Origin of the sequence: Cellvibrio zantedeschiae (genome assembly GCF_014652535.1) — a bacterium.
Taxonomy (GTDB): domain Bacteria; phylum Pseudomonadota; class Gammaproteobacteria; order Pseudomonadales; family Cellvibrionaceae; genus Cellvibrio; species Cellvibrio zantedeschiae.
In genome coordinates, this window is the sequence record NZ_BMYZ01000001.1 from 990,886 (window position 1) to 1,016,563 (window position 25,678).

Annotated in this window: 24 protein-coding genes and 1 riboswitch; of the genes, 20 read left to right on the plus strand and 4 right to left on the minus strand. The window is 45.1% G+C overall.

Going from position 1 to position 25,678, the window contains the following annotated elements; translation table 11 throughout:
- Nucleotide 1: 1 nt before the first annotated feature.
- From sufB to IE104_RS04475, 18 genes are all read left to right on the plus strand, one after another.
- Nucleotides 2-1,438: a Fe-S cluster assembly protein SufB gene (gene sufB, locus IE104_RS04390; RefSeq protein WP_189416319.1), complete on the plus strand. Its 1,437-nt coding sequence runs from the start codon at nucleotides 2-4 to the stop codon at nucleotides 1,436-1,438.
- Between the two features lie 428 nt (nucleotides 1,439-1,866).
- Nucleotides 1,867-2,607: a Fe-S cluster assembly ATPase SufC gene (gene sufC / locus IE104_RS04395; protein ID WP_444542199.1), complete on the plus strand. Its 741-nt coding sequence runs from the start codon at nucleotides 1,867-1,869 to the stop codon at nucleotides 2,605-2,607.
- 3 nt (nucleotides 2,608-2,610) lie between these two features.
- A complete protein-coding gene (gene sufD / locus IE104_RS04400; RefSeq protein ID WP_189416321.1) occupies nucleotides 2,611-3,912 on the plus strand; it encodes a Fe-S cluster assembly protein SufD in 1,302 nt (433 codons plus the stop codon).
- Nucleotides 3,912-5,135 carry an aminotransferase class V-fold PLP-dependent enzyme gene (locus tag IE104_RS04405; protein ID WP_189416322.1) on the plus strand — a complete coding sequence of 408 codons (1,224 nt, stop codon included), beginning with the start codon at nucleotides 3,912-3,914 and terminating at the stop codon, nucleotides 5,133-5,135. The genes sufD and IE104_RS04405 overlap by 1 nt, the downstream gene beginning before the upstream one ends.
- A gap of 56 nt (nucleotides 5,136-5,191) precedes the next feature.
- Nucleotides 5,192-5,554: a HesB/IscA family protein gene (locus IE104_RS04410; RefSeq protein ID WP_189416323.1), complete on the plus strand. Its 363-nt coding sequence runs from the start codon at nucleotides 5,192-5,194 to the stop codon at nucleotides 5,552-5,554.
- Between the two features lie 29 nt (nucleotides 5,555-5,583).
- Complete coding sequence (gene sufT / locus IE104_RS04415) at nucleotides 5,584-6,120, plus strand: putative Fe-S cluster assembly protein SufT (protein ID WP_189416324.1); 537 nt, start codon at nucleotides 5,584-5,586, stop codon at nucleotides 6,118-6,120.
- A 66-nt stretch (nucleotides 6,121-6,186) separates the two neighbouring features.
- On the plus strand, nucleotides 6,187-6,606 hold the full coding sequence (locus IE104_RS04420) for a SufE family protein (protein WP_189416325.1): 420 nt from the start codon (nucleotides 6,187-6,189) through the stop codon (nucleotides 6,604-6,606).
- A gap of 130 nt (nucleotides 6,607-6,736) precedes the next feature.
- Nucleotides 6,737-7,162, plus strand: a complete 426-nt coding sequence (ndk, locus tag IE104_RS04425) for a nucleoside-diphosphate kinase (protein ID WP_189416326.1) — start codon at nucleotides 6,737-6,739, stop codon at nucleotides 7,160-7,162.
- Between the two features lie 30 nt (nucleotides 7,163-7,192).
- Nucleotides 7,193-8,407 (plus strand): dual-specificity RNA methyltransferase RlmN, encoded by a 1,215-nt coding sequence (rlmN, locus tag IE104_RS04430; RefSeq protein ID WP_189416327.1) that lies wholly within the window; start codon nucleotides 7,193-7,195, stop codon nucleotides 8,405-8,407.
- 35 nt (nucleotides 8,408-8,442) lie between these two features.
- Nucleotides 8,443-9,234, plus strand: a complete 792-nt coding sequence (gene pilW / locus IE104_RS04435; RefSeq protein ID WP_189416328.1) for a type IV pilus biogenesis/stability protein PilW — start codon at nucleotides 8,443-8,445, stop codon at nucleotides 9,232-9,234.
- 73 nt (nucleotides 9,235-9,307) lie between these two features.
- Nucleotides 9,308-10,183: a RodZ domain-containing protein gene (locus IE104_RS04440; protein ID WP_268247520.1), complete on the plus strand. Its 876-nt coding sequence runs from the start codon at nucleotides 9,308-9,310 to the stop codon at nucleotides 10,181-10,183.
- Between the two features lie 28 nt (nucleotides 10,184-10,211).
- Complete coding sequence (gene ispG, locus IE104_RS04445; protein ID WP_189416330.1) at nucleotides 10,212-11,336, plus strand: flavodoxin-dependent (E)-4-hydroxy-3-methylbut-2-enyl-diphosphate synthase; 1,125 nt, start codon at nucleotides 10,212-10,214, stop codon at nucleotides 11,334-11,336.
- A gap of 30 nt (nucleotides 11,337-11,366) precedes the next feature.
- Nucleotides 11,367-12,638, plus strand: a complete 1,272-nt coding sequence (gene hisS, locus IE104_RS04450; protein WP_189416331.1) for a histidine--tRNA ligase — start codon at nucleotides 11,367-11,369, stop codon at nucleotides 12,636-12,638.
- A gap of 35 nt (nucleotides 12,639-12,673) precedes the next feature.
- Complete coding sequence (locus IE104_RS04455) at nucleotides 12,674-13,375, plus strand: YfgM family protein (RefSeq protein ID WP_189416332.1); 702 nt, start codon at nucleotides 12,674-12,676, stop codon at nucleotides 13,373-13,375.
- Nucleotides 13,372-14,583, plus strand: a complete 1,212-nt coding sequence (bamB, locus tag IE104_RS04460; protein WP_189416333.1) for an outer membrane protein assembly factor BamB — start codon at nucleotides 13,372-13,374, stop codon at nucleotides 14,581-14,583. Before IE104_RS04455 ends, bamB begins: the two co-directional genes overlap by 4 nt.
- A 163-nt stretch (nucleotides 14,584-14,746) precedes the next feature.
- A complete protein-coding gene (der, locus tag IE104_RS04465; RefSeq protein ID WP_189416334.1) occupies nucleotides 14,747-16,141 on the plus strand; it encodes a ribosome biogenesis GTPase Der in 1,395 nt (464 codons plus the stop codon).
- A 69-nt stretch (nucleotides 16,142-16,210) separates the two neighbouring features.
- The gene (locus IE104_RS04470) at nucleotides 16,211-17,104 is read left to right on the plus strand and encodes an AEC family transporter (RefSeq protein ID WP_189416335.1); all 894 of its coding nucleotides are present in this window, start codon (nucleotides 16,211-16,213) and stop codon (nucleotides 17,102-17,104) included.
- Between the two features lie 20 nt (nucleotides 17,105-17,124).
- The gene (locus tag IE104_RS04475) at nucleotides 17,125-18,474 is read left to right on the plus strand and encodes an HD-GYP domain-containing protein (protein WP_189416336.1); all 1,350 of its coding nucleotides are present in this window, start codon (nucleotides 17,125-17,127) and stop codon (nucleotides 18,472-18,474) included.
- Nucleotides 18,475-18,501: 27 nt separating this feature from the next.
- Here IE104_RS04475 and IE104_RS04480 read toward each other — a convergent pair whose 3' ends face one another.
- The 4 genes from IE104_RS04480 to xseA all read right to left on the minus strand — a co-directional run bounded on the left by IE104_RS04480 (nucleotide 18,502) and on the right by xseA (nucleotide 22,219).
- Nucleotides 18,502-19,308 carry a thiazole synthase gene (locus IE104_RS04480; protein ID WP_189416337.1) on the minus strand — a complete coding sequence of 269 codons (807 nt, stop codon included), beginning with the start codon at nucleotides 19,306-19,308 and terminating at the stop codon, nucleotides 18,502-18,504.
- 2 nt (nucleotides 19,309-19,310) lie between these two features.
- Nucleotides 19,311-19,514 carry a sulfur carrier protein ThiS gene (gene thiS, locus IE104_RS04485; protein ID WP_189416338.1) on the minus strand — a complete coding sequence of 68 codons (204 nt, stop codon included), beginning with the start codon at nucleotides 19,512-19,514 and terminating at the stop codon, nucleotides 19,311-19,313.
- Nucleotides 19,515-19,525: 11 nt separating this feature from the next.
- The gene (thiO, locus tag IE104_RS04490; RefSeq protein ID WP_189416339.1) at nucleotides 19,526-20,617 is read right to left on the minus strand and encodes a glycine oxidase ThiO; all 1,092 of its coding nucleotides are present in this window, start codon (nucleotides 20,615-20,617) and stop codon (nucleotides 19,526-19,528) included.
- A gap of 54 nt (nucleotides 20,618-20,671) precedes the next feature.
- Nucleotides 20,672-20,794: riboswitch (TPP riboswitch) on the minus strand.
- Nucleotides 20,795-20,833: 39 nt separating this feature from the next.
- On the minus strand, nucleotides 20,834-22,219 hold the full coding sequence (gene xseA / locus IE104_RS04495) for an exodeoxyribonuclease VII large subunit (protein ID WP_373298455.1): 1,386 nt from the start codon (nucleotides 22,217-22,219) through the stop codon (nucleotides 20,834-20,836).
- A 150-nt stretch (nucleotides 22,220-22,369) separates the two neighbouring features.
- Here xseA and guaB point away from each other — a divergent pair, with 150 nt between their 5' ends.
- Nucleotides 22,370-23,845 carry an IMP dehydrogenase gene (gene guaB, locus IE104_RS04500; RefSeq protein WP_189416341.1) on the plus strand — a complete coding sequence of 492 codons (1,476 nt, stop codon included), beginning with the start codon at nucleotides 22,370-22,372 and terminating at the stop codon, nucleotides 23,843-23,845.
- Nucleotides 23,846-23,934: 89 nt separating this feature from the next.
- Entirely contained in the window at nucleotides 23,935-25,512 is a 1,578-nt protein-coding gene (gene guaA, locus IE104_RS04505; protein WP_189416342.1) for a glutamine-hydrolyzing GMP synthase, read from the plus strand.
- Nucleotides 25,513-25,678: the final 166 nt, after the last annotated feature.

Here is a 25,678-nt window from a genome sequence, read left to right on the forward strand (position 1 = left end):
CATGTCTGAACAAGTCGAACATCTCATCAAGAAAGAATATGCTGCGGGTTTCACCACCGACATAGTTTCTGAAACCTTGCCACCAGGGTTGAATGAAGATGTTATTCGTTTTATTTCCGGCAAAAAAAATGAGCCAGAATGGTTGCTGGAATGGCGATTAAAAGCTTATGAAGCTTGGTTGGAGATGACCGAGCCGGAATGGGCACACGTAAAATATGACGATATAGATTTCCAGGCGGTCTCTTATTATTCCGCACCAAAATCTATGGACGACAAACCCAAAAGTTTGGATGAAGTTGATCCCGAGTTGCTAAAGACATACGAGAAACTGGGCATTCCTTTGCACGAACAAGCCGCATTAGCCGGCGTAGCAATGGACGTGGTGTTCGATTCGGTTTCTGTGGTAACCACCTTCCGCGAAAAATTATTGGAAGCGGGTGTTATTTTCTGCTCGATTAGCGAAGCAGTACATAAATATCCTGAGCTGGTAAAAAAATATATCGGCTCGGTCGTTCCACAAAAAGACAATTACTACGCGGCATTAAACTGTGCTGTATTTTCCGATGGATCATTCGTATACATTCCTAAAGGCGTACGCTGCCCCATGGAGTTGTCTACCTATTTCCGTATCAACGAACAAAATACGGGCCAATTTGAACGTACTTTAATTATTGCTGACGAAGGTTCTCATGTAAGTTACCTCGAAGGTTGTACCGCGCCCATGCGCGACGAAAATCAATTGCACGCTGCGGTAGTGGAACTGATTGCACTCGACAACGCCGAAATTAAATATTCCACTGTACAAAACTGGTACCCCGGCAATGAAGAAGGCAAGGGCGGTATTTACAACTTTGTAACCAAACGCGGCGTGTGCCACACCAACGCCAAAATTTCCTGGACGCAAGTTGAAACAGGTTCAGCGGTGACCTGGAAATATCCAAGTTGCATTTTGCGTGGCGACAACAGCGTGGGCGAATTTTATTCCGTAGCGCTTACCAATAATTACCAACAAGCCGACACCGGCACCAAGATGATTCATATTGGCAAGAACACGCGCTCAACCATTATCTCCAAAGGTATTTCAGCGGGTAAAAGCTCAAACGCCTATCGCGGTTTAGTGCGTATGAACCCCGGCGCAGAAGGCGCACGCAATTACACGCAGTGCGATTCTTTATTAATTGGCGATAAATGCGGCGCACATACTTTCCCCTACATCGAAAGTAAAAACCCAACTGCCGTTATCGAACACGAAGCTACAACTTCAAAAGTGAGCGACGATCAATTATTCCTCTGCCAACAACGCGGATTAGATGCGGAAAAAGCTGTGTCCATGATCGTGAATGGTTTCTGCCGCGAAGTGTTTAAAGAATTGCCAATGGAATTTGCGGTTGAAGCCGGAAAACTGTTGGAAGTGAGTCTTGAGGGCTCGGTAGGTTAACGATTTCGTTTAATACACCAACATCTCGTGCGAGCTCCCCGAGCATTGCAGAAAAGTTGGTGTAAAACAAACAGGATGTTTGTTTTAGTGACGATGCGACATGGATGTCGCACCGGAACGACAGCAAGTTTTCGAAACGCGCACGACTGCATGGATGCAGGAGGTAGAGCAACGCAGGAGCAGTTGCCGGGGATCAGGAGTGAGACGAGTCGCCTTTCTTTTGGTTCCTTTTGTTCATGAAAGCCATCCTTGGCTTTCACCCCGCTGGGGCAGCTTCGCTGTGCAAAATTGCTCTCCTGCAATTTTGTGGACAAGCAACGAAAAGTGACTCGCCAGCAGGCGAAATGAATTTTGAAGTAAAAGCTGGGCTTTTCTCAGCTTAATGAAACTGATTTGAAAATTATCGGATTAAAAACTTTATGTTACGCATTACTGATTTGTTCGCCAAAGTGGAAGAAAAAGACATCCTGAAAGGTTTGAATCTCACTATTAATCCCGGTGAAGTTCACGCCATTATGGGCCCCAATGGTGCGGGTAAAAGTACCCTCGGTAATGTACTCTCTGGTCGCGAAGGTTATGAAGTCACCGGAGGCGCAGTTGAGTTTAACGGTAAAGATTTATTCGAACTAGAAATTGAAGAGCGCGCTCGCGAAGGTTTGTTTTTAGCATTCCAATATCCAGTAGAAATTCCCGGCGTAAGTAACATGGAATTCTTAAAAGCCTCGGTTGACGCAAAGCGCAAGCACCAAGGCCAACCAGAATTATCCGCTGTCGAATTTATGAAACTCGCACGCGAAACCAGCAAGCGTGTAAGTCTCGATGCTGCCTTTTTAAAGCGCGGTGTAAACGAAGGTTTCTCCGGCGGTGAAAAGAAACGTAACGAAATTATGCAAATGATGTTGCTTGAGCCAAAACTTTGCATCCTCGACGAAACTGACTCGGGTTTGGATATTGATGCGCTGCAAGTTGTGGCTAACGGCGTTAACGAAATGCGCTCACCCGATCGCAGTTTTATTGTAGTAACTCACTATCAACGTCTGCTCGACTACATTGTTCCAGATTACGTTCATGTGCTTGCTAATGGCCGCATCGTAAAAACCGGCGGCAAAGAGTTGGCCTTAGAGTTGGAAGAAAAAGGTTACGCATGGCTTGAAGAAGAGGCTGTGTAATTAATGAGTGATTTTCAACAACAAGCTTTAAAACTCGCCGCGCAGCAACAAAGCCCTACGTGGTTGGGTGATTTGCGTGCGCAAGCTGCCAACGATTGGTTTAACGTCAAATGGCCAACGCGCAAAACCGAGCACTGGAAATACACATCACTTGCGTCATTGCAAAAAAATATCCCAAATACTTGGGCGACTACATCTGTATCTGCAGATCTAGCATTAGAATTTATTGCGGTAGATGCTATTCGCTTGGTATTTGTTAACGGTGTATTTGATCAAGCGAGTTCAACTGCATTGCAGGCTGAGGTTGTGCGTTTCTCACAAGCAAATGATGCGCAACAAAAATTAATTGTCCTGCATCTTGGTAAGGTTGTTGAAGGTCCGCAGCATTTATTTGCAACCTTGAATAACGCCTGGGTGGATGATGGGATTTTAGTACATGTTGCGCGCAACCAAACCATAACCAAGCCAATTTATATCGTTCAAGTTTCCACGCCAGAAGCGCAAGCTGTATCTGTTAATCAGCGTGTATTGGTTGTGCTGGAAGATTCCGCGCAAGCAGAAGTCATTGAACACTATATTTCTACAAGCGAAGCCCAAAACAGTTTTGTTAATTCATTGACTGAAATTGTCGTTGGCGATAATGCGCAGCTGCAGCATTACCGTTTAAATCTTGAAGAAGAAAATATCCAACACATTGGCGCAGTACATGTGAATTTACTACGCAACGCGCGCTTGCGCGGCTTTACGCTGGCAATGGGCAGTAAGTTGAAGCGCATTGATTACCAAATTAATCATCGCGGGCAGGGTGCTGAATTAAATCTGCAGGGTGTTTATTTGCCACGAAATAACCAAATGGTGGATTATCACAGTAATGTTCAGCATTGGGTTCCGCACTGTACAACTAGCGAAGTGTTTCGTGGCATTATCGCCGATTCTGCGCAAGCTGTGTTTAATGGTCGCATTTATATCCACAAAGATGCGCAAAAAACGCTGGCAGAATTGAGCAACAAAAATTTGCTCACATCTAACAAAGCTGAAATCAATACCAAGCCTGAATTAGAAATTTATGCGGACGATGTGAAGTGCGCACACGGAGCAACAGTTAGTCAATTAAATGCAACTGCGCTTTATTATTTGCAAAGCCGTGGTGTATCGCGCACAGAAGCTGAAGTCATGATGAGTTTCGGTTTTATCAACGAGCTTTTGGAGCAAATTCCAGAAGTCGCGGTGCACGATTATTTGTTTCCACGATTGGCCGCGCTTTTTGGTCGCGATCAAGCGTTATTTACTGTGGCAGATGAGTAATGTCGTCATTTGATGTAGAACGAGTGCGCGCTGACTTTCCTATCCTTCATCAAGAAGTAAATGGGCAGCCGTTGGTGTACTTGGATAACGCTGCAACCACGCAAAAGCCAAATGCGGTTATTGATGCAATTAGTGATTATTACCGCACTGACAACAGCAATGTGCATCGCGGTGCACATGCGTTAGCAGATCGTGCAACCGTAAAGTTTGAAGCGGCGCGCACCAAGGTTGCAGAATTTATTAATGCGCCTGAAGCCAAACAAATTATTTGGACGCGGGGCACCACTGAAAGCATTAACTTGGTGGCGGCGAGCTGGGGCAAAACGAATTTAAAAGCTGGCGACCGAGTTTTGGTGTCGGCTATGGAGCACCACTCCAATATTGTTCCCTGGCAATTAGTTGCGCAGGCCACTGGTGCAAGTGTTGAAGCCATTCCGGTAGATGCAACCGGCACTATTGATATGGACGCATTTGCCTCCATGTTAAATGCTAATGTAAAAATGGTTTCCGTTGGTCATGTATCTAATGCGATGGGAACCATAAATCCCATCGAAAAAATGATTGCAGCTGCTCATGCAATCGGCGCAAAAGTGTTGATCGATGGCGCACAAGCAGTTAGCCATTGGGCGGTTGATGTCCAAAAACTCGATTGCGATTTTTACGTGTTTTCAGCACACAAATTATTTGGCCCAACTGGTTTGGGTGTGCTCTATGGTAAACGCGAAATTCTAGACGCTATGCCGCCTTATCAAGGTGGCGGCGAGATGATTGAAACCGTGAGTTTTGCCGGCACAACTTTCAATCAGTTGCCTTACAAATTTGAAGCGGGCACGCCGGATATCGCAGGTGTTATTGGTTTTGGCGCGGCGATTGATTATTTAAATAATCTGGATCGCGAAGCCGCATCTGCCCATGAGCAAGCTTTGCTGGCTTATGCAGAAGAAAAAGCGCGTGCGACAGATGACATTGAATTGATTGGCACCTCGGCAAATAAAACCAGCGTAATGAGTTTTATGTTGCGCGGGGCACATCCTGCCGATGTTGGTGTCTTATTAGATAAACAGGGCGTTGCAGTGCGCACGGGAAATCACTGCGCGCAACCGATTATGGATCAGTTCGAAATTCCGGGAACTGTGCGAGCGAGTTTTAGTTTTTATAATACCTTTGCTGAAGTGGATCGCTTATTTGCGGCCATCGAAAAAGCAAAAATGTTTTTGTTGTAATGTCATCGCCAGCGTCTTGCTGGTGAATTGCATATTGGTAAATTAAGAGGTGCATCATGGGCGTAGAAACCTTTAATCCACAACAGGAATCAGTTGTGGTGACCGCTGCGGCAGCTGCGCATTTTAAGCGTCAGCTCACGAATCATGTGGATGCAAAAGCAGTGCGCCTAAGTGTTAAGCAAAGCGGCTGCACAGGTTGGATGTATGTTGTCGATTTGGTGCCAGAAGGCAAAGCCGATGATTTACATTTGGCGCTAGGCGAGGGTGCTGAACTCCTGATTGATCCTGCTGCTTTGCCTGTAGTGAGCGGAACAGAAATTGACTACGTCACCGAAGGTGTAAATCGCCAATTGAAATTCAACAATCCGCGTGTAAAAGATTATTGCGGTTGTGGTGAAAGCTTTAGCGTCGCCAACTAAGTTTACGATTTAATTATTCTGGATTTGTTATGTCTGAAAGACGCATGGTGGTTGCGCTGGCCGATTGTCCGGCACGTCGGGTTCCGGACGGTACGCCCATCACCATTCCGCAAGATACCTTCGTGACCATCACCCAGGCCTTGGGCGGCAATTACACGGTGACCTACCACGGCCAAATGGTGCGCGTGGATGGCACTGATGCTGACAAACTTGGACTTGAAGCTGATACCTTGAGCTTTCCCGAGCCGACCGATGAGCAGATTCATGAGGATCAGGTTTGGCAGGCACTAGGTAGCGTTTTCGATCCTGAAATTCCCGTGGACTTGGTTAATCTTGGTCTGATCTACGGTGTTAAGGTCGATCAAGCTGAAAAGCGTGTCGATATCCGTATGACCCTGACTGCGCCCGCTTGCGGAATGGGGCCGGTATTAGTGGGTGATGTGGAATATCGCGTTCGCAAGGTGCCTAATGTCAAATCGGTTAAGGTGGAGTTGGTGTTCGATCCACCTTGGGCGCGCCATATGATGAGCGAAGAGGCTCAACTCGAAACCGGTATGTTTTTCTAGCAATCAGGCAGGCATAATGCCGCCCGCAACGAAATTCGCCTTGTTTAACCTCGGAAAAAATCCCCAATGACCCAGTTTGGTATAGATGTCAGCGCCGAAGATATAGTCGATACCCTCGGCTTTTTTGACTCTTGGGAAGATAGATACAAATATATTATCGACTTGGGTAAAGAGTTGCCCCCCATGGATGAGAGCCTGCGTACCGATGATCACATAGTGCGTGGCTGCCAAAGTCAGGTATGGTTGGTGGATGAAGTTCGCGACAATCGTCTGTTTTTTCAGGCTGACAGCGATGCTTTTATCGTAAAAGGCTTGCTAGGCGTGGTTCTCGCGGCCTACAACGGTAAGACGGCAGCCGAGATTTTAGCGGTCGATGTAGAGGCTTATTTTGCGAGCCTCGATCTTATGCAACACCTCAGTTCCACCCGCGGCAACGGCCTCAAAGCAATGGTGAAACGGATTCAAGATACCGCTGCAAGTCTTTAATAATCTGTGATTTTTTCCCTTTTGGTGCATATAAAATCCGGTCAAACCCGCGTATAATCGCGGGTTTTGTATTTATGGGCTATGGGGCAAATTCTACCCAAGTCGTTTTGAGTTCATTTTGGAGATCCACATGGCAGTTGAACAAACTCTTTCCATCATCAAACCAGATGCCGTTAGCAGAAATTTGATTGGCGAAATCGTCAGCCGTTTTGAGAAAGCGGGTTTAACAATTGCCGCCCAACGCATGGTGCAATTGAGTCGTGCCCAAGCAGAAGGTTTTTACGCAGAACACAAAGGCCGTCCATTTTTTGATGGTCTGGTTGAATTTATGGTTTCTGGTCCAGTCGTAGTACAAGTTTTGTCGGGCGAAAACGCCATTCTGGCAAACCGCGAATTGATGGGCGCAACTAACCCAGCCAACGCCGCTCCTGGAACCATTCGCAAAGATTTTGCTGAAGCGGTGGATCGCAATTGCGTTCACGGTTCAGATTCACCTGCATCTGCTGCGCGTGAAATTGCTTATTTTTTTGCATCTTCTGATGTGATTGTTCGTTAATTATTTTTTAGTTTTTCAGTAGGAATTACCATGGCCGAGCAAATTATCCCAACTTCTGACACCGCACAGAATAGCGCTGCTGGTACTGAGGTTGCCGCTCTCGATGTTGCTGTCGCTGGGGGCTCGGCCAAGGTAAATCTATTGGGTTTGTCCGAAGAAAAATTAATCGCTTTTTTTGCCACTTTGGGCGAGCCAAAATTTCGCGCTGTGCAAGTTCTTAAATGGATTCACCAGTTAGGTGCGGATAATTTTGAAGACATGAGTAATGTCAGCAAAAGCTTGCGTGCTAAATTAAGTGAATGTGCCGAGATCCGCCCTCCTGAAGTTGTTAAGCAATTAGACTCCGCTGATGGCACACGCAAATTTTTGATTCGCGTTTCTGGCAACAACGTTGTTGAAACAGTGTTTATTCCGGATGGTGATCGCGGTACTTTGTGTGTGTCATCGCAAGTGGGTTGCTCATTGGATTGCAGTTTCTGTGCAACAGGAAAGCAAGGCTTTAATCGCGATTTAACTGCAGCCGAAATTATTGGCCAAGTATGGATTGCTGCAAAATCCTTTGGCCAATTGACCATGAATGGCCCGCGCACTGTTACCAATGTGGTGATGATGGGCATGGGCGAGCCGCTGCTAAATTTTGATAACGTTGTCGATTCCATGAACCTTATGATGCACGACAATGCTTATGGTTTATCCAAGCGTCGTGTAACTTTAAGTACATCGGGCGTAGTACCGCAATTAGATCGCTTGAGCCAATTTACCGATGCGTGTTTGGCGATTTCGTTGCACGCGCCTAACGATGAATTGCGTAACGAGTTGGTGCCTATCAATCGTAAATATCCTATCGCCATGCTGCTGGATTCAGCGACGCGTTACATTAATGCTATGCCTGATACGCATCGCAAAATCACTATCGAATACACCTTGATTGATCAAGTAAATGATCGCCCGCATCACGCGCACGAACTAGCTGTGCTTTTGCGTGATGTTCCCGTGAAAATAAATTTAATTCCGTTTAATCCATTTAATTTGTCCAACTACAAACGTGCTAGCAATAACGCGATTCGTAAGTTTCAGGATATTTTGATGGAAGCGGGTTACATCACCACAGTGCGCACCACGCGTGGTGATGACATAGATGCGGCTTGCGGTCAATTGGCCGGTAGTGTGAACGATATTACCAAGCGCAGTGAGCGCCACAAGGCGCGTTTTGAAGAAGCTCAGCCCGTAAAAATTATTGGATAGTAATGGGTAAAACTTAATACTTTCGGAGTAACACAATGCAGAATAATAAGTTGTTGTTAGGTTTCAAAAGTGTATTGATTTGCGTATTAATGGGTATATTTCTGTTGGGCTGTGTGTCCGAGCAAACTGCAGGTAAAGAAAAAAAGGTTCCACAAGATAAAGGCAAGTCGCTTGAATTACATATTCAAATGGCGCTGGGATATGTAGAAAAGGGCAATCGGGAATCCGCTCGTCATCATTTGAGTAAAGCCTTCGAACTCGACAGCGATTCTGCAGCGGCCACAAACGCTATGGCGATGTTGTATCAGTTGGAAGGCGAACTTCCGCTCGCTGAAGAGCAATTTAAATTAGCAATTAAGCGCGATAAACATTTAACTGTCGCACACAACAACTACGGTATTTTTCTGTTTAACCAAAAGCGTTATCAGGAGGCCTTTACACAGTTTGAATTAGCTGCAGCAGATTTGGCTTATCTCAATCGTTCGCAAGCTTTAACAAACGTTGGGCGTGCAGCATTGAAATTAAATAACAAGGCTCGTGCGCAATCGGCATTTGAGCATGCCTGCATTTTGGATCGTAAAAATGCGGATGCATTTATTGAATTGGCGGATATTAATTTACAAAATCAGGAATACGCTGATGCCAAAAAAAATCTGGATATGTTCGTTTTTTTGGCCAACCATACAGCGCGCAGTTTAATGCTTGGAATCCAGTTGGAAAGAGTCTTTGGCAATAAAGACAAAGAAGCAAGTCTGGCGCTGATTTTGAAAAATAATTTCCCATACTCCAAAGAATATTTGGAGTACAAACAAAAGAATTTTAACTGAGGTTCCTCTTATGGTTAGTGAGGGGATCGATGTGGAAGACCCACAGCCAAACAAGGCATTATCTCCTGGTGAGATGTTACTCCAAGGTCGATTACAGGCAGGGTTGACCCAGGAGCAAGTTGCAAAAGAGTTGTATATGACAGTCTACAAGGTAAAAGCCCTGGAGACTGATGATTACAAGCGTTTGAATTCGGATACTTTTGCGCGTGGCTACATTCGTGCATACGCAAATTTAGTAAAAGTAGATGTAGTTGCAGTTTTGGCAGCCTACGACAGGTTGTTGGATGAGCTTAGGCCGCAACCCGTTGTGCAAAAGCAGGTTGCTGCAACAGAAAATACTCATCGCGGTGCCTGGCAGTTTTTGGCTGTGATTGGAGCGTTTTTTATTGGGCTCTGGTTAATTTCAGTATGGTTTTTTGATAACCATAGTGAAGCGCAGTACGTTATTGCTACTGATAGCTTGTCGTCAGTGGCACCGACGAAAAAATCGGCAGCTGTTTCATCCTTGATTGCAACTAGTGCTTCCAGTGCATCAAGCTCTGTTGCCGTGAGCAGTGAGGCAAAAACGGCCGCGGGCATTGTTGCAGAGAGTGCTAGTTCAGTTAAATCTACTACGCAATTGGTTACACAAGCGTCGAGCGTTGCGCAGTCTACGAGCAGTGCTAGCGCTGTACAAAGCAGTAGTTCTGCCAGCAGCAAAAAGACAAGCTTGGATGAATTAAGTTTTTCTTTTCGCGGTGAGTCCTGGTTGGAAGTAAGTGATTCAAGAGGCGATGTATTGGCGACAGAATTGGAGCCGACTGGCAGTAAGATTCGATTAATAGGTATGGCACCTTTTGATGTGAAATTAGGTAATGCGCCTGTCGTTGATATACAGCTGAATGGTAAAAAAATTGATGTGATTCCCTTGATGGGATCTAACGTATTGATAATGAAGATTGGCAATTAAGTTATTGCGATCTTGCTAGGGTAATTTTATGCATTGTGAATCACCGATTAAGCGCCGCAAGTCGCGTCAGATTATGGTTGGTAATGTCCCAGTGGGTGGCGATGCTCCGATTTCTGTGCAAAGTATGACTAACACGGAAACGACGGATGTAGCTGCTACCGTTGCGCAAATTCAGCGCATCCAATTGGCAGGCGCAGATATTGTTCGCGTATCAGTTCCTTCTATGGATGCAGCGGAAGCCTTCGGTGAAATTCGCAAACAAGTAAACATTCCGTTGGTTGCAGATATTCATTTCGATTACAAAATTGCATTACGTGTTGCTGATTTAGGTGTGGATTGTTTGCGTATCAATCCAGGCAATATTGGTCGTGAAGATCGAGTTCGCGCGGTAGTAGATAAAGCGCGTGATTTAAATATTCCAATTCGCATTGGTGTAAATGCGGGTTCACTCGAAAAAGATTTGCAAAAGAAATACGGTGAGCCGACACCGGATGCCCTGGTTGAATCGGCATTGCGCCATGTTGAAATTCTGGATGCACTAAATTTCCATAATTTTAAAGTGAGCGTAAAAGCATCAGATGTTTTTATGGCTGTTGCGGCCTACCGTAAATTAGCCACTCAAATTGAGCAACCTTTGCATTTGGGTATTACTGAAGCTGGCGTGTTGCGTGCGGGCACGGTTAAATCCGCTGTTGGTTTGGGCGCCTTATTGATGGATGGCATTGGCGATACGATTCGTATTTCGCTTGCTGCTGATCCGGTTGAAGAAATTAAGGTGGGCTGGGATTTGTTACGTAGTTTGAAGCTGCGTAGTAAAGGTGTGAATTTTATCGCTTGCCCGAGTTGCTCGCGTCAAAATTTTGATGTGATCAAAACCATGAATGAACTTGAAGCTCGTGTAGAAGATATAACTACGCCGATTGATGTTGCGGTTATTGGTTGTATCGTAAATGGCCCAGGTGAAGCGAAAGAGGCTGATTTGGGTTTAACCGGCGGCACACCTAACAATTTGGTTTATGTTGATGGCGAACCAAACCATAAAATTGGCAATGAAAATTTAGTGGATAATTTAGAAAAACTTATCCGCGCAAAAGTTGCGCAAAAAGCCATTCAAATGGCTGAAGATGAAAAAAATATTATTGCCCGCGCATAAGCAGGGCAGGATCGACACTGGAATATTATTTTGAAAAAGATTCAAGCTATCCGCGGAATGAATGATTTATTGCCTGGCGATTCGGCCATTTGGCAATACGTAGAAAACACTATTAAAAGCATTTTGCAGCGCTATGCTTATCAGGAAATCCGTTTTCCCATTATGGAATCTACGGATTTGTTTAAACGCTCTATTGGTGAAGTCACCGATATTGTTGAAAAAGAAATGTATACCTTTGAAGACCGCAACGGCGATAGTCTTACTTTGCGCCCCGAAGGCACTGCTTGTTGTGTTCGCGCCTGCGAAGAGCATGGATTGCTTTATAACCAAACCCAGCGCCTTTGGTACATGGGGCCTATGTTCCGCCACGAGCGTCCACAAAAAGGACGTTATCGCCAGTTCCATCAGGTAGGGGTTGAAGCCTTTGGCATGGAAGGGCCAGATATTGACGCAGAAATTTTATTATTAAGTGCTCGTATTTTGCGTGAACTTGGCGCGGCAGATTTTGTCACACTGCAGATTAATTCTATCGGTGATGCTGCATCGCGTAATAGTTACAAGGCCGCTCTTGTAGCGCATCTTGAAGCGCATAAAGATCAGTTGGATGAAGATAGCCAACGTCGCCTTACCACTAATCCAATGCGTATCCTTGATAGTAAAGAGGCAAGCACCCAGGCGCTTTTGAATAATGCCCCTGTATTGTGGGATTATTTGGACGAGGCTTCGCGCGCGCATTTTGAGCAGTTAAAAATTTTGCTGGATGCTGCAGGTATTAAATACGAAGTTAACCAACGACTCGTGCGTGGTCTGGATTATTATGGCAAAACTGCATTTGAATGGGTTACGGATAAATTAGGCGCACAGAGCACTGTTTGTGGCGGTGGACGTTACGACGGCTTGGTCGAACAACTGGGAGGACGAGCAACTCCAGCAGTTGGTTTTGGTATGGGCTTGGAGCGTTTGGTGTTACTGCTTCAGGAAGTTCAGGCAATTCCTGAAGGCATTAATCAAATCGCGGATATTTATTTGGTCGCGGTAGGTGATGTGCAAAAAGAGGCGTTGCATTTAGCGGAGCTCTTACGTAATGAAATCCCCAACTTGCGTTTGATTAATAATTGCGGCGGTGGAAATTTTAAAAATCAACTAAAAAAGGCCGATAAAAGCACTGCTAAAGTAGCTTTGATTTTAGGTGAAGATGAAGTCCAAAAATCAGTGGTTGCCGTAAAGTTCTTGCGCGAAGATCAACCGCAGCAAATTATTGCTTCAAGCGAAATTATTAAATTTTTAAAAAATCTTGTATAAAATTTTAAATTGATGTGAATTATTAGGAGTTCATTGTGAGCGTACATTTAACCGAAGAAGAACAATTAGAAGTATTAAAGCGCTGGTGGAAAGATTACGGCAAAACAGTGATCACCGGAATTGTAGCGGCTGTTGCACTTTATTTTGCGTGGACAACCTGGCAGGAAAAACAACGCAATAAAGCAGAATCTGCATCAGCTCACTATGAAGAATTAATCAAAATTTTAAATGTTGAGCAAGGCAAGACACTTTCTGAGGCCGACAAAGCCAATGCCGAGCACATTGCCAATGAATTGAAAGAGAAGAATGGTAAGACGTTGTATGCTCAAGGTGCTGCATTTTATCTCGCGAAATCAGCAGTTGACGCAGGTAATTTGGATAAAGCAGTTACTGAATTGCAATGGATTCTTGCATCCAAGCCTGACATCGCAACTGCGCAATTAGCGCATGCACGTTTGGCTCGCGTTTATGTTGCTAAGGGCGCTTATCCTGAAGCCTTGGCGCAATTATCTGAAGAGCCGAGCAAAGCATTTGCGTCAGAATATGCTGAAGTGCGTGGCGATATTTTAAAAGCCCAAGGTAATAAAGATGCTGCCGCAACCGCTTATAAAAAGGCACTGGAAACTACTGATCCTCAGCAGCAAGAGCGCGCTATGGTTCTACAAATGAAAGCTGATGAATTGAAATCTGCCGATGTAGCTCCTGCTACGCCAGCCACTCAGGAGAAAGCGCAATGAGGCACTTGAAATGGGGCTTATTGCTCTGTGCCCTTTTGATGTCCAGCTGTTCATGGTTCTCCAAAAAAACTGGCCAAGAGCCAATGGAATTGGAAAGCTTTAAAGAAACCGCCAATCTCAAAGAGGTTTGGAGCACTGGTGTAGGTGACGGCCAAGGCATTGGCTTAACGCAACTCACTCCTGCAATTGATGCTGATAAAATTTATACCGTTGATCACGAAGGTATAGTGACTGCATTGAACCGTCAGAATGGTAAAAAACTTTGGTCAAAAAATGTGAGCAAAGGTTTAACCGGAATCAGCGGTCAAGTTGTGCATTTCTTTAAAGAAAAAGATTTAAATAATGACGTAACTGGCGGCATTAGTTACGCAGATGGTTTGCTTTACATTGGTAATTACGCGGGTGAAGTCATTGCACTTTCTGCAACTAATGGTAAAGAAGTTTGGCGTAAGCAAGTTAAAGGTGAAATTTCATCTGTTCCGCAAAGCAATGGTCAAGTTGTTGCCGTACAAACCATGAACGGAAAATTATTTGTGTTGGATGCAAAATCTGGCGCAGATATGTGGTTTTTTGAAAATCCACCACCGCTTTTAACTCTTCGCGGTTCAGCTGCTCCGGTTGTTATGGATACTGCAATTTATGCTGGTTTTGCAAACGGCCGTTTGATGGCGTTTAACCCAAGCAACGGTTTGATTTTGTGGGAACAACGTATGGCGCTGCCAAAAGGTCGTTCAGAATTAGACCGCATGGTAGATATACATGCTAGTCCGTTGTTAAAAGATGGCATTTTGTATGTGGGCACATACCAAGGTCGTATAGCAGCGGTGGCGCGTGGTACTGGTGGTAATGTGTGGGGAATTGATGGCTCCACCAGCGAAATTCTTGCTGCGTCTGATGACAAATTATTTGTGAGCTTGAGCGATGGTAAAGTCGTGGCATACAGCCTGACTTCAGGTGAACAAGTTTGGCAAAACGAAAAATTGTTGCGTCGCCGTTTGAGTGGGCCACAAGTGTTTGGTGATTATGTTGCGGTAGTAGATTTTGAAGGCTACATGCACGTTTTAAAACAATCTACAGGTGAATTAGCTGCGCGTGATCGCGTTGATCGCAATGGCGCGCGTGCACCTATGTTGACCGATGGAAAAACGCTTTATGTTTATGGCAATGGCGGAAGCCTGATGGCGTTTACCGCTAACGCTAAAAAATAAACGTTTAAACCGGTTATTGATTCGAACCACTTAAGGCCTAACCAATAGGAAAGGCCTTTAAGTGGTTGATTTTTTTGTGGCGTGTTGGTTTTCGTCTAAGTTATTTTATATTTAAACGAATTGGTCGCATGCTTCGCTGATTTAATTAATTGATGTACTCATTATGATTCCTGTAATTGCACTCGTCGGTCGTCCTAACGTCGGAAAATCCACACTCTTCAATCGTCTCACGCGCAGTCGTGATGCGTTGGTTGCAGATTATCCGGGCTTAACACGTGATCGAAAATACGGCGAGGGTACTTTTGAAGAGCGTCGCTTCATCGTGATTGACACAGGTGGTATCAGCGGTGAAGAAGAGGGCATAGACAGCATGATGGCGGGCCAATCTTTGATGGCAATTGAAGAAGCCGACATTGTTTTCTTTATTTTGGATAGCCGCACTGGTGTGCATCCAGCGGATCATATGATCGCAAAACATTTGCGTGTTCATAATAAAAAAACTTATCTCGTTGCGAATAAAATTGATGGTATGGACCCTGATGTTGCGCTCGCACCTTTCTATGAGTTAGGTATGGGCGAAATTTTCGCCACCACCGCCACTCATGGCCGTGGTGTTAAGTCCATGATGGAAGAGGTTCTCGCGGATATCCCAGAGTTTACCGAGGGCGAAGAAGTAGAAGTTGCCAAAGGAATAAAAATGGCCGTTGTTGGCCGCCCTAATGTTGGAAAATCAACGCTGGTAAATCGTTTGCTAGGGGAAGAGCGCGTAGTTGTTTATGATCAACCGGGAACCACGCGTGACAGTATTTATATCAACTACGAGCGCTTTGGAAAAAATTACACCATTATTGATACCGCGGGTGTGCGCCGCCGTAAAAATATTGATTTGATGGTAGAAAAATTTTCTATCGTAAAAACCATGCAAGCTATTAGCGATGCCAATGTGGTGATATTGGTGATGGACGCTAGTGAAGGTGTTGTTGAGCAAGATTTGCATTTGATGGGTTCCACCATTGAAGCAGGCCGTGCGCTGGTAATTGCGTTAAATAAGTGGGATGGTCTGGATGATTCCCATAAGCAATATGTTAAAAATGAAATTGAGCGCCGTTTACGTTTTGTGGATTTTGCGACAATTCATTTTATTTCCGCATTGCATGGTACTGGTGTAGGTAATCTTTATAAATCGATTGAAGAAGCCTACCAATCTGCAACGGATAAATTTTCTACTAATTATTTAACAAGAATTCTTGAAGATGCTGTGCGTGAACATCAACCACCTATGATTCAAGGGCGCCGTATTAAATTGCGTTATGCGCACCCGGGTGGGCACAATCCACCGATTGTTGTAATTCATGGTAATCAAACGGGAGATATTCCCAGCCATTACACCAAATACTTGGAAAAAACCTTCAGGCGCGTAATGGATTTGCACGGTACCCCCATTCGTATTGAGTACCGCACTAGCGAAAACCCTTTTGCGGAGAAGAAAAAGAAAGTTACGCAGCGTGACTTTATTAAAAAGCGCCGTTTGGAAAATGCGCATTCGCGTAAAAAGTAAATCAACCAAAACTCGCAAATCAAATTTGCGAGTTTTATATTTTGCCTGCTCTTTCCCCTCGCTTTTATTATGAGTAATCTTTTAGTCATTCTGGTTTGTCTAACGATTGGCTTGCTTCTGCAAAAAAATCGCCGCTTACCTGATTCCTTTGCGCTATCCCTGAATACATACGTAATCTATGTCGCCTTACCTGCGTTAATCCTGTTTGAAATTCCCCATTTGACTCTGGATTCGCGCGCTCTTCTACCAGTGGCATTTGCATGGCTCATGATGTTTTCAAGCGCTTTGTTTATTTGGTTTGTCGCCAGAAGGGCAGGTTGGTCACGATCCGTTACCGGAGCGCTGATGCTCACTGTGCCTTTGGGCAATACGGGGTTTGTGGGAATTCCTCTAGTTGAAGCCCTCTTGGGAAGTGATGCCGTTCCTTACGCTATTCTTTACGATCAGTTTGGTACCTTTGTAGCTCTGAACACCTTGGGCAGTTTTGTAGCTGCTTATTACAGTGGTGGTGTGGTCTCATGGAAAAAACTCGCTAAAACTATCCTTAGCTTTCCCCCATTTATTGCTTTGGTAGTGGCCTTTGTTACACTTTTTTTACAATTCCCTGACTGGCTTTCAGGTGTATTACAGAGAATCTCATCTACACTTGTACCTGTTGTAATGGTTGCCGTAGGAATGCAATGGCGTTTGCGCCTTGAGCGGGACTTAATTGCGCCATTGACTGTGGGTTTGGTGGCGACTTTATTTCTCACTCCGCTATTGGCTTGGATAATTTTGCATTTAATGGGAATTAATAATCTTGCCGCACAAGTTGTTATTTTGGAGGCGGCTATGCCTGCAATGATTTCAGCAGGTGTGTTGGCGATTAATTACCAATTGGCACCGCGCCTGGCATCAAGCTTGGTGGGTTACAGTTTATTGCTGTCGCTGGCGACAGTTTGGGCATGGAGGCAGTTTATATAATCAGTAATTGTGGGTAATAAATGCTACGACTCATAACTAATAATAAATCACATGCATATGATCCTCTAATTCCCGATGCCTATTTATTACGTTTGGCATCGGTCAGTCAACAATGCGGAATTTTTTCTGAAGATGATATCTACAGTGCGCAAAATGTTCTGCTGGCGCCCAAAAATTCGTTAATTACTCCTGAGCTTGCAGCGGTGATTCTTCCTCACCCTTTGCAAAAGCAGCTGGAACAATCTATTTATCTTGAAGCTGAAATAACGGCCACTCAGTTAGAGCAGAATTTTATTTCTATTTTGCAGCAAGATGAATTATTAATTGCAGTGAATGAGCATCAGGATATTGTATCGATCATTAAACCTTATTTTATTCATTACGAAAAATTTCCTCTGTTAAAACAAAAACTGACAGTGATGGCTTTTGCCATGCCTGAATTGTTTGCACGTACCATTTATTGCACCTGGTTTTCGCTTTTAATTGCAAAAGAGATGCGTTTTAGTGAGCTGGGCTGCCTGGAAGTATTTTTGGCCGCCTTGAGCCATGATATAGGTATGTTGCATCTGGATATTTTTGTTTTAGATAAAAAAAGTTCCTTGTCACCTGAAGATTGGCGTCATATTCAAGAGCATGTATACATTGGCGCATCGCTATTACGTCAAATGCCCAATATGCCGCATACGGTTATTGAAGCAGTCTATGAACATCATGAACGTTGTGATGGTACGGGGTATCCCACAGAGTCAGTGGAAAGTGAATTAAGTTATGCGGGTAAAATTGTAGGTTTAGCCGATTCAATTATCGCGATTTATCACAATCGTTTTAAGAATCAACAACGGTCATGGCGCGATGTCATTCCCGTTATTCAAATGAATGCCCCGGCTTATTTTTTTCGTCACGATGAAATTCTTGCTGTGATTTGGCGCCGCAGTGAAATGCCTTTTAAAAATGTTGTGCAGGGAGATCGTCTACCAGAATTTCTAACCGAGCTTGTGCGTGAAAGAGAATACTTAAATGCCTGGTTTGAGATATTGAAGGAAAGCCTGGTGTCATTGGGCTTTACACATGGTGATCGCCATCTACACGCGTTACAAAATGTCATGTTGCATCTATCAAGCTCCGTAAAAGGCTCTGGTATTTTTGATGCTGATGAAAGCGATTGGTTGCAAAGCTCAGATTTGCAGAGGGATAAGGACGCTTATCGAAAAATTGAAAAAGCCCATGTGCAACAGCAAGAAATAATATTTCATTTGCAGCGACTCAATCGCATGATGCAATTGTATATTGATTCGGATGACTTTAAGCCGATGAAAATTAAAGAGGTGTTAGCAAATGCGCTCGAGCGAATAGATAAGCTTTCCCGTTAAGCGCATTTGCTATTTGTTGACGCCATACTACTGGTGCCAAAAAGGTTGGCCGATAGTAGGTGTGCTTGGGCTAGCGGTTTGGCGCTTTTGCATCAGACCTGCTTGATAGGCTTTTCTTCCAGCATCAATTGCATCTGCAAAAGCTTCTGCCATGAGTGGCGGATTGTGCGCTTTTGCCACGGCGGTATTTAATAAAATTCCATCGAACCCCATCTCCATAGCTTCAGCAGCTTGCGACGGTGCTCCTAAACCTGCATCAATAATCATAGGTACATCTTTAATTCTCTCGCGCAAGGTGCGTAGGTTATAGCGGTTTAATAAACCTTGGCCTGTGCCAATAGGTGCACCCCACGGCATCAACACTTCGCAACCCACATCCAGCAAACGTTTGCAAAGAATTAAATCGTCGGTGCAATAAGGTAAAACTTTGAAGCCTTTTTTAATTAAAATATCGGATGCTTCTACCAGACCAAAAGGATCAGGTTGCAGGTTGTAGTCATCACCAACTACTTCGAGCTTGATCCAATCCGTATCAAAAATTTCGCGTGACATTTCTGCCAGGGTTACAGCCTCTTTTACCGACTTACACCCAGCAGTATTTGGTAATAAACGACAACCACTTTCCTGAATAAACTTCCAGATGGCATCACCGGAACGATCTTCCGGATTTTGCCGCCGTAAACCCAGTGTTACAATTTCCGCGCGTGATTGAATAATGGAGTCACGCATTAATTGTGGCGATGCATAAAGCGCGGTGCCTAATAAAAACCGGCTGGAAAAAGTTTCACCGTAAAGCGTGAAATTTTTTGCAGGTAGTGTGGGTGTGTAAGTCATGGTTAACCGCCTCCAACAGGCTTTACTATATCGATTTGATCGCCATCCTTAAGCTCACGTTCTGTGTAGGTTGAACGAGGAACAAACTCACCATTGATTGCAACGGCAATTTTTACGCCCTCGAATCCCCAGTCTAAGAGCGCATCACTAAGCAAAGTGTTTGTCGCAATTGTTTTAGATTCGTTGTTTAAGCTGATCTTGATCATTTGTATTTCTTTTAATTTAATAGTTCGGTAAAAACGAGTTCAGGTTTTTTTAGGATATGCGCCAAAATATTCTCTACGACCGCAGGCGCTAATAAATACCCGTGCCGAAATAATCCGTTCGCGGTAATTAACCCATTTTGAATTTTCACTCGCGGTAAGTTATCCATATAAGCGGGGCGCAAATTGGTATCCATCTCGATAATTCGCGCTTCGGCAAATGCAGGCGACAAAGTATAAAGTGCACTGCTTAACTCCAGCGAAGATTGCAAGGTAATTGGTGAACGATCTTCGCTTTCAATTTGCGTGGCGCCAATCATAAAACGGTGATTTGGTTTAGGTACAATGTAAAGTTGATAGCGCGGATGCATTAAGCGCACAGGGCGACTCAGTTGAATTTCTTTGGTTTCAACATGCAATGTCTCGCCGCGAACACCGCGCAGTTTAGTGTCTTGTGATTTGGCGCCAAAGCCGCGGCAATCAATTACCAGGTCAAAATTTTCTTCGCTGTTTTCAGTGATAATTTTATGTGCAGCGACATTCACTTTGGTGAATTCACGCAGATTTACGCCAAGCGCAATAATTTCATGTCCAATAGCGGTGAGCAGCTCGCGATTATTTATATGGCCTTCTTCAGCGAGAAAAAGTCCCTGCGCAAAGTTGGGATTTAAATCAGGTTCCAATTCCTGAATTTGTTGTTGGTTAAGACGGTGATAGCTTTTGCACTGCGGAATAACAAATTTCAATTCGCGTTCGAATTGTTCCAGTTCGCTAAGATCTTGCGGGTGCGCAATAACCAAACTGCCGCGTTGAAAAAATAATGAAGCAGGTGCGTTTAATGTCGCCAGCCATTGCGGCCATTGTGTAAGTGCAAATTGGCCCATGCGATACACGCCTTCATCAGAAACAACGGCTTCACTTAGGGGGGCAATCATTCCCGCTGCCGTAAATGCGGCGGCACGATCTGTTTGCGGTTGATTGGGTGTAAAACTTCCTGCTTCAAATAAAGTGACTTTGCAGCCCGACTGCAAAAGTTGCCACGCGAGCAAACGCCCCAGCAAACCAGCGCCGGGAATTGCAATATGATGTGGACTTGAGTTGGTCATTGCGCCTCGGGATGTCGCGTTGAGGCAGGGGATTTAGAACGAGGTCGGGGTAGTGCCCATGAATACCTTGTTCCCTCCGCAGGTCTCAACCTGATCAGGTTCTACGGATTGGGCCGAACCCATCTCAGCCTCCGTATGTCCATTTACAAGGACACCGAGGCGCTCCGACAAGAAAGTCGCCAATATACTGAGCTGGGCGACCTAAAGCAATCTGTCTTACTGGTTAATACTTTCCACCACAGCAACAAACTCGCCTTTGGCGATCTGGGTTTTTACTTTGTCACCCGGCTTGAGTTGCTGACTGCTTGTAATAGGTGTTTGCGATTCTGCTAGTGTTGTTAACGAATAGCCACGCTCAAGTGTTTTGAGGGGGCTCAACGTATTTAACATTCGCACAGCTTCATTAAACCCTTGACGCTTTTGAATAAAAATTTGCGATTGGGCTTTAATCAGATTTTGCCTCGCTAGTTGAAACCTATGAGTAAGTTGTAACAAACGTGTTTGAGGGTGCTGTGCTTTTTGGCGAAGAACTAAGGTGTTGAGTCGGTTTTGCGAATGCGTAAGCGCTTTTTGGATGGCATTTTTCAGACGGATTTCCAAAGTGTCGCAACGCTGTGCTTGCTGTTCCAGCTTATCTTTCGGGTGGCGCAAACGTGAGCGCAGCCACTGGAGTTTCTGTTGCCAGTGGTTGAGGCTCCTTTGCATGGCTTCTTCCAGCAGCACTTCAAAACCAATAAATTTATCTAGCCAATCCTCGCCGTCAGGAGTGATTAATTCGGCTGCTGCCGACGGGGTAGGCGCACGCAAGTCTGCGACAAAATCGGCGATGGTGAAATCTACTTCGTGGCCAACGGCGCTGACAATCGGAAGATCGCTAGCAAAAATCGCACGTGCAACAATTTCTTCATTAAATGGCCATAAATCTTCGAGTGAGCCACCACCTCGCCCCAGAATAACCACATCAAACAAGCCTGCGCGATTGGCGAGGCTAATAGCTTTTACAATTTGTGGCGCAGCTTCTTTGCCTTGCACCGCAACTGGAATTACTGTGACCGGAATGCTCGGAAAGCGTCGCTCAAGCACATTAATAATGTCGCGAATGGCCGCGCCCGTAGGGGAGGTAATCACCGCAATATGTTTGGGTAATAAAGGTACGTTCTTTTTGTATTGCGGATCAAACAAGCCTTCGTGGGCTAACTTTGTTTTAAGTTCATCGAACGCGCGTTGGAGGGCACCCGCGCCGGCTTCTTCCATATGTTCGGCAATAATTTGGTAGTCACCGCGGCCTTCATAGAGGCTGACGCGTGCGCGCACAAGAACATGTTGGCCTTGTTGCGGGCGGAACTTCACCATCATATTGCGGTTACGGAACATGGCGCAGCGCACTTGGGCATCGCTATCTTTTAGCGTGAAATACCAGTGGCCGGATGAGGGCACGGAGACATTGGAAAGTTCTCCTTCGACCCAAAGTAAGGGCAAATGGGTTTCCAACAGCTGCTTGGCACGGCGGTTGAGCTGGCTGACGCTGATGATTTCGCGCTCAGGCAACCCGACTCGCTCAGGGGGCGAATTAAAGAGGTCTGATGTTGTCATAGTCAGCATTTTAGAGGATGCCGGTAAAATCGGATAGCTTGAATTTACCAGGGCGATTACTACTAGCTATTGTGTTTTGGGTTTACCCAACTTGCCTAAGTCGTTATAATTCCGCGTTTATTTTCTCTGGTGTGCCCGTTCGGGTTGAGGTTGGTTGGTATGTTGCGAATTGCTGAAGAAGCCCTCACGTTTGATGATGTCTTGTTGGTGCCCGGTTTTTCCGATGTAACCCCAAAAGACGTATCGCTTAAAACCCAGCTGACGCGCAAAATTCAGTTGAACATCCCCCTTATTTCTGCGGCCATGGATACCGTAACTGAAGCGCGCCTTGCGATTGCTATTGCCCAAGACGGCGGCATTGGCATTATCCATAAAAGCATGTCAATCGAAGAACAGGCTGCAGAAGTGCGCGCTGTTAAGAAGTTTGAAGCTGGCGTGGTTAAAGACCCTATCACTATTGATGCCAGTGCGACGATTCGCGAACTGATCGCTTTAACTCGCAAAAACAATATTTCCGGCGTACCTGTTATGCAAGACGGCAATCTGGTCGGTATTGTTACTGGTCGCGACGTTCGCTTTGAAACCAATCTGGATGCCAGCGTATCCAGCATCATGACTCCAAAGTCTCAACTCGTGACGGTAAAAGAAGGTGTTTCTGCTGAAGAAGTGCGTAATCTTTTGCACAAACACCGCATCGAAAAAGTTCTTGTGGTGAACGACGACTTTGAATTGCGCGGTTTGATTACCGTAAAAGACATCAATAAAGCCGAAAAATACCCCAATGCCTGTAAAGACCCGGAAGGTCGTTTGCGCGTAGGCGCGAGCGTTGGTACCAGCCGCGATACAGATGCGCGCGTGGATGCTTTGGTTGAAGCGGGTGTGGATGTATTGGTAGTTGATACCGCTCACGGTCATTCCAAAAATGTTCTCGACCGCGTAAAAGCGATCAAAACCAAATACCCCGATGTGCAAGTGATTGGTGGCAACATCGCCACGGGCGCTGCTGCGCTCGCCTTGGTTGCTGCAGGTGCAGATGCTGTTAAAGTCGGTATCGGCCCAGGTTCAATTTGTACTACCCGTATCGTAAGTGGTGTGGGTGTTCCGCAAATTTCCGCGATTGCCAACGTAGTTGCTGCGCTTAAAGGTACTGGTGTACCAGCGATTGCTGACGGTGGTATTCGTTATTCTGGCGACATTGCTAAAGCAATCGTTGCAGGTGCTCACGCGGTAATGATGGGCTCTATGTTTGCGGGTACTGAAGAAGCACCGGGCGAAGTTGAGTTGTATCAAGGCCGTACATACAAGGCTTACCGTGGCATGGGTTCACTCGGTGCAATGGCGCAAACCCAGGGTTCATCTGACCGTTACTTCCAGGACGCCAGCGCTGGTGCAGAGAAGTTGGTTCCAGAAGGCATTGAAGGCCGTGTTCCCTATAAAGGCGCTTTGACAGCCATCATTCACCAAATGATGGGCGGCGTACGTTCAGCCATGGGTTACACCGGCTGCCCGGATTTGGAAACCATGCGTACCAAGCCTGAGTTTGTACGTGTGACATCTGCGGGTATGGGTGAGAGTCACGTGCATGATGTTCAGATTACGAAAGAAGCGCCGAATTACCCGATTGGTGGAAGATAATTTTCTTCACACACGGTTGAAGTAAAAACTCGGGTACGCCCGAGTTTTTCGTTTAAAGAATTTCATTTTATTTATTTTCAGGAATCAGCATGACTCACGACATTCACGCACAGCGAATTCTTATTCTGGATTTCGGTTCGCAATACACTCAATTAATTGCACGTCGTGTGCGTGAGATTGGTGTTTTCTCTGAAATCCGCGCCTGGGATATGAGCGATGAAGAAATTCGCGCGTACAATCCAAAAGGTATTATTCTCGCTGGTGGCCCTGAATCTGTTCATGAAGCTAATTCACCGCGAGCGCCGCAAGCTGTGTTTGATTTGGGCGTGCCCGTGTTTGGTATTTGCTACGGCATGCAAACCATGGCTGAACAAATGGGCGGCGCGGTTGAAGGTTCAAATATTCGTGAGTTTGGTTACGCGCAAGTTAAAGTCTTAGGTGATAGTGCGATCTTCAAAGATATTAAAGATCATGTTGATCACGATGGTAGTGCATTATTGGATGTATGGATGAGTCACGGCGATAAAGTGACCAAAATGCCAGCGGGCTTTGAGATTCTTGCATCTACACCATCATGTCCAATTGCAGGTATGTACAACGAAGCTAAAAAATTCTACGGCGTACAATTCCATCCAGAAGTAACTCACACACTCCAAGGCCAGCGCATTTACGAACACTTTATTTTAAATATTTGCGGCTGCGAGCCTTTGTGGACGCCGGCAAATATTGTTGAAGATGCTATCAAAAAAGTTCGCGAACAAGTCGGTACAGACAAAGTATTGCTCGGCCTGTCTGGTGGTGTTGATTCATCCGTAGTTGCTGCGCTTTTGCATAAAGCCATCGGCAAACAACTTACCTGCGTATTTGTTGATAACGGATTGTTGCGTAAAAACGAAGGTGATCAAGTGATGGATATGTTCGCCAAAAATATGGGCGTAACGGTTATCCGTGCTGATGCGCAAGATCAATTCCTAACGAAATTGAAAGGCGAAAACGATCCTGAGAAAAAGCGCAAAATTATTGGTGGCACTTTTATAGATGTGTTCGATGCAGAAGCTACCAAGTTGAAAGATGTTAAATGGCTCGCGCAAGGCACCATTTATCCAGACGTTATCGAATCTGCTGCCGCGAAAACCGGTAAAGCACACGTAATTAAATCGCATCACAACGTAGGTGGTTTGCCGGAAGATATGGCATTCAAACTTGTTGAACCGCTGCGTGAATTGTTTAAAGACGAAGTACGTAAAATTGGTTTGGAATTGGGTTTACCTTACGACATGGTTTACCGTCATCCATTCCCAGGCCCAGGTTTGGGTGTGCGTATTCTCGGCGAAGTGAAAAAAGAATATGCGGATATTCTGCGCGAAGCAGATGCAATCTTTTTAGAAGAATTACACGCGTCCGGTTGGTACCACAAAACCTCACAAGCCTTCGCGGTTTTCTTGCCAGTTAAATCTGTTGGTGTAGTAGGTGATGGCCGCCGTTACTCTTGGGTCATTTCATTGCGTGCCGTAGAAACCATCGATTTTATGACTGCACGCTGGGCGCATTTACCTTACGAGTTGTTAGAGAAAGTGTCTGGCCGAATTATTAACGAAATTTCTGACGTGTCACGCGTTTGTTACGATGTATCGAGCAAACCACCAGCGACGATTGAGTGGGAATAACTTTCCCTGATTTAATCAAATAAAAAAAGCCGATCAAATGATCGGCTTTTTTTATTTGGGTGACCCAATTTTTTTGTATGGTTGATTTTAAACATCAGCTTTCTTAATAATTTTCACATCGGTTGTCGATATTTTTTACAATACGTATAAAAAATGCGACGGGATT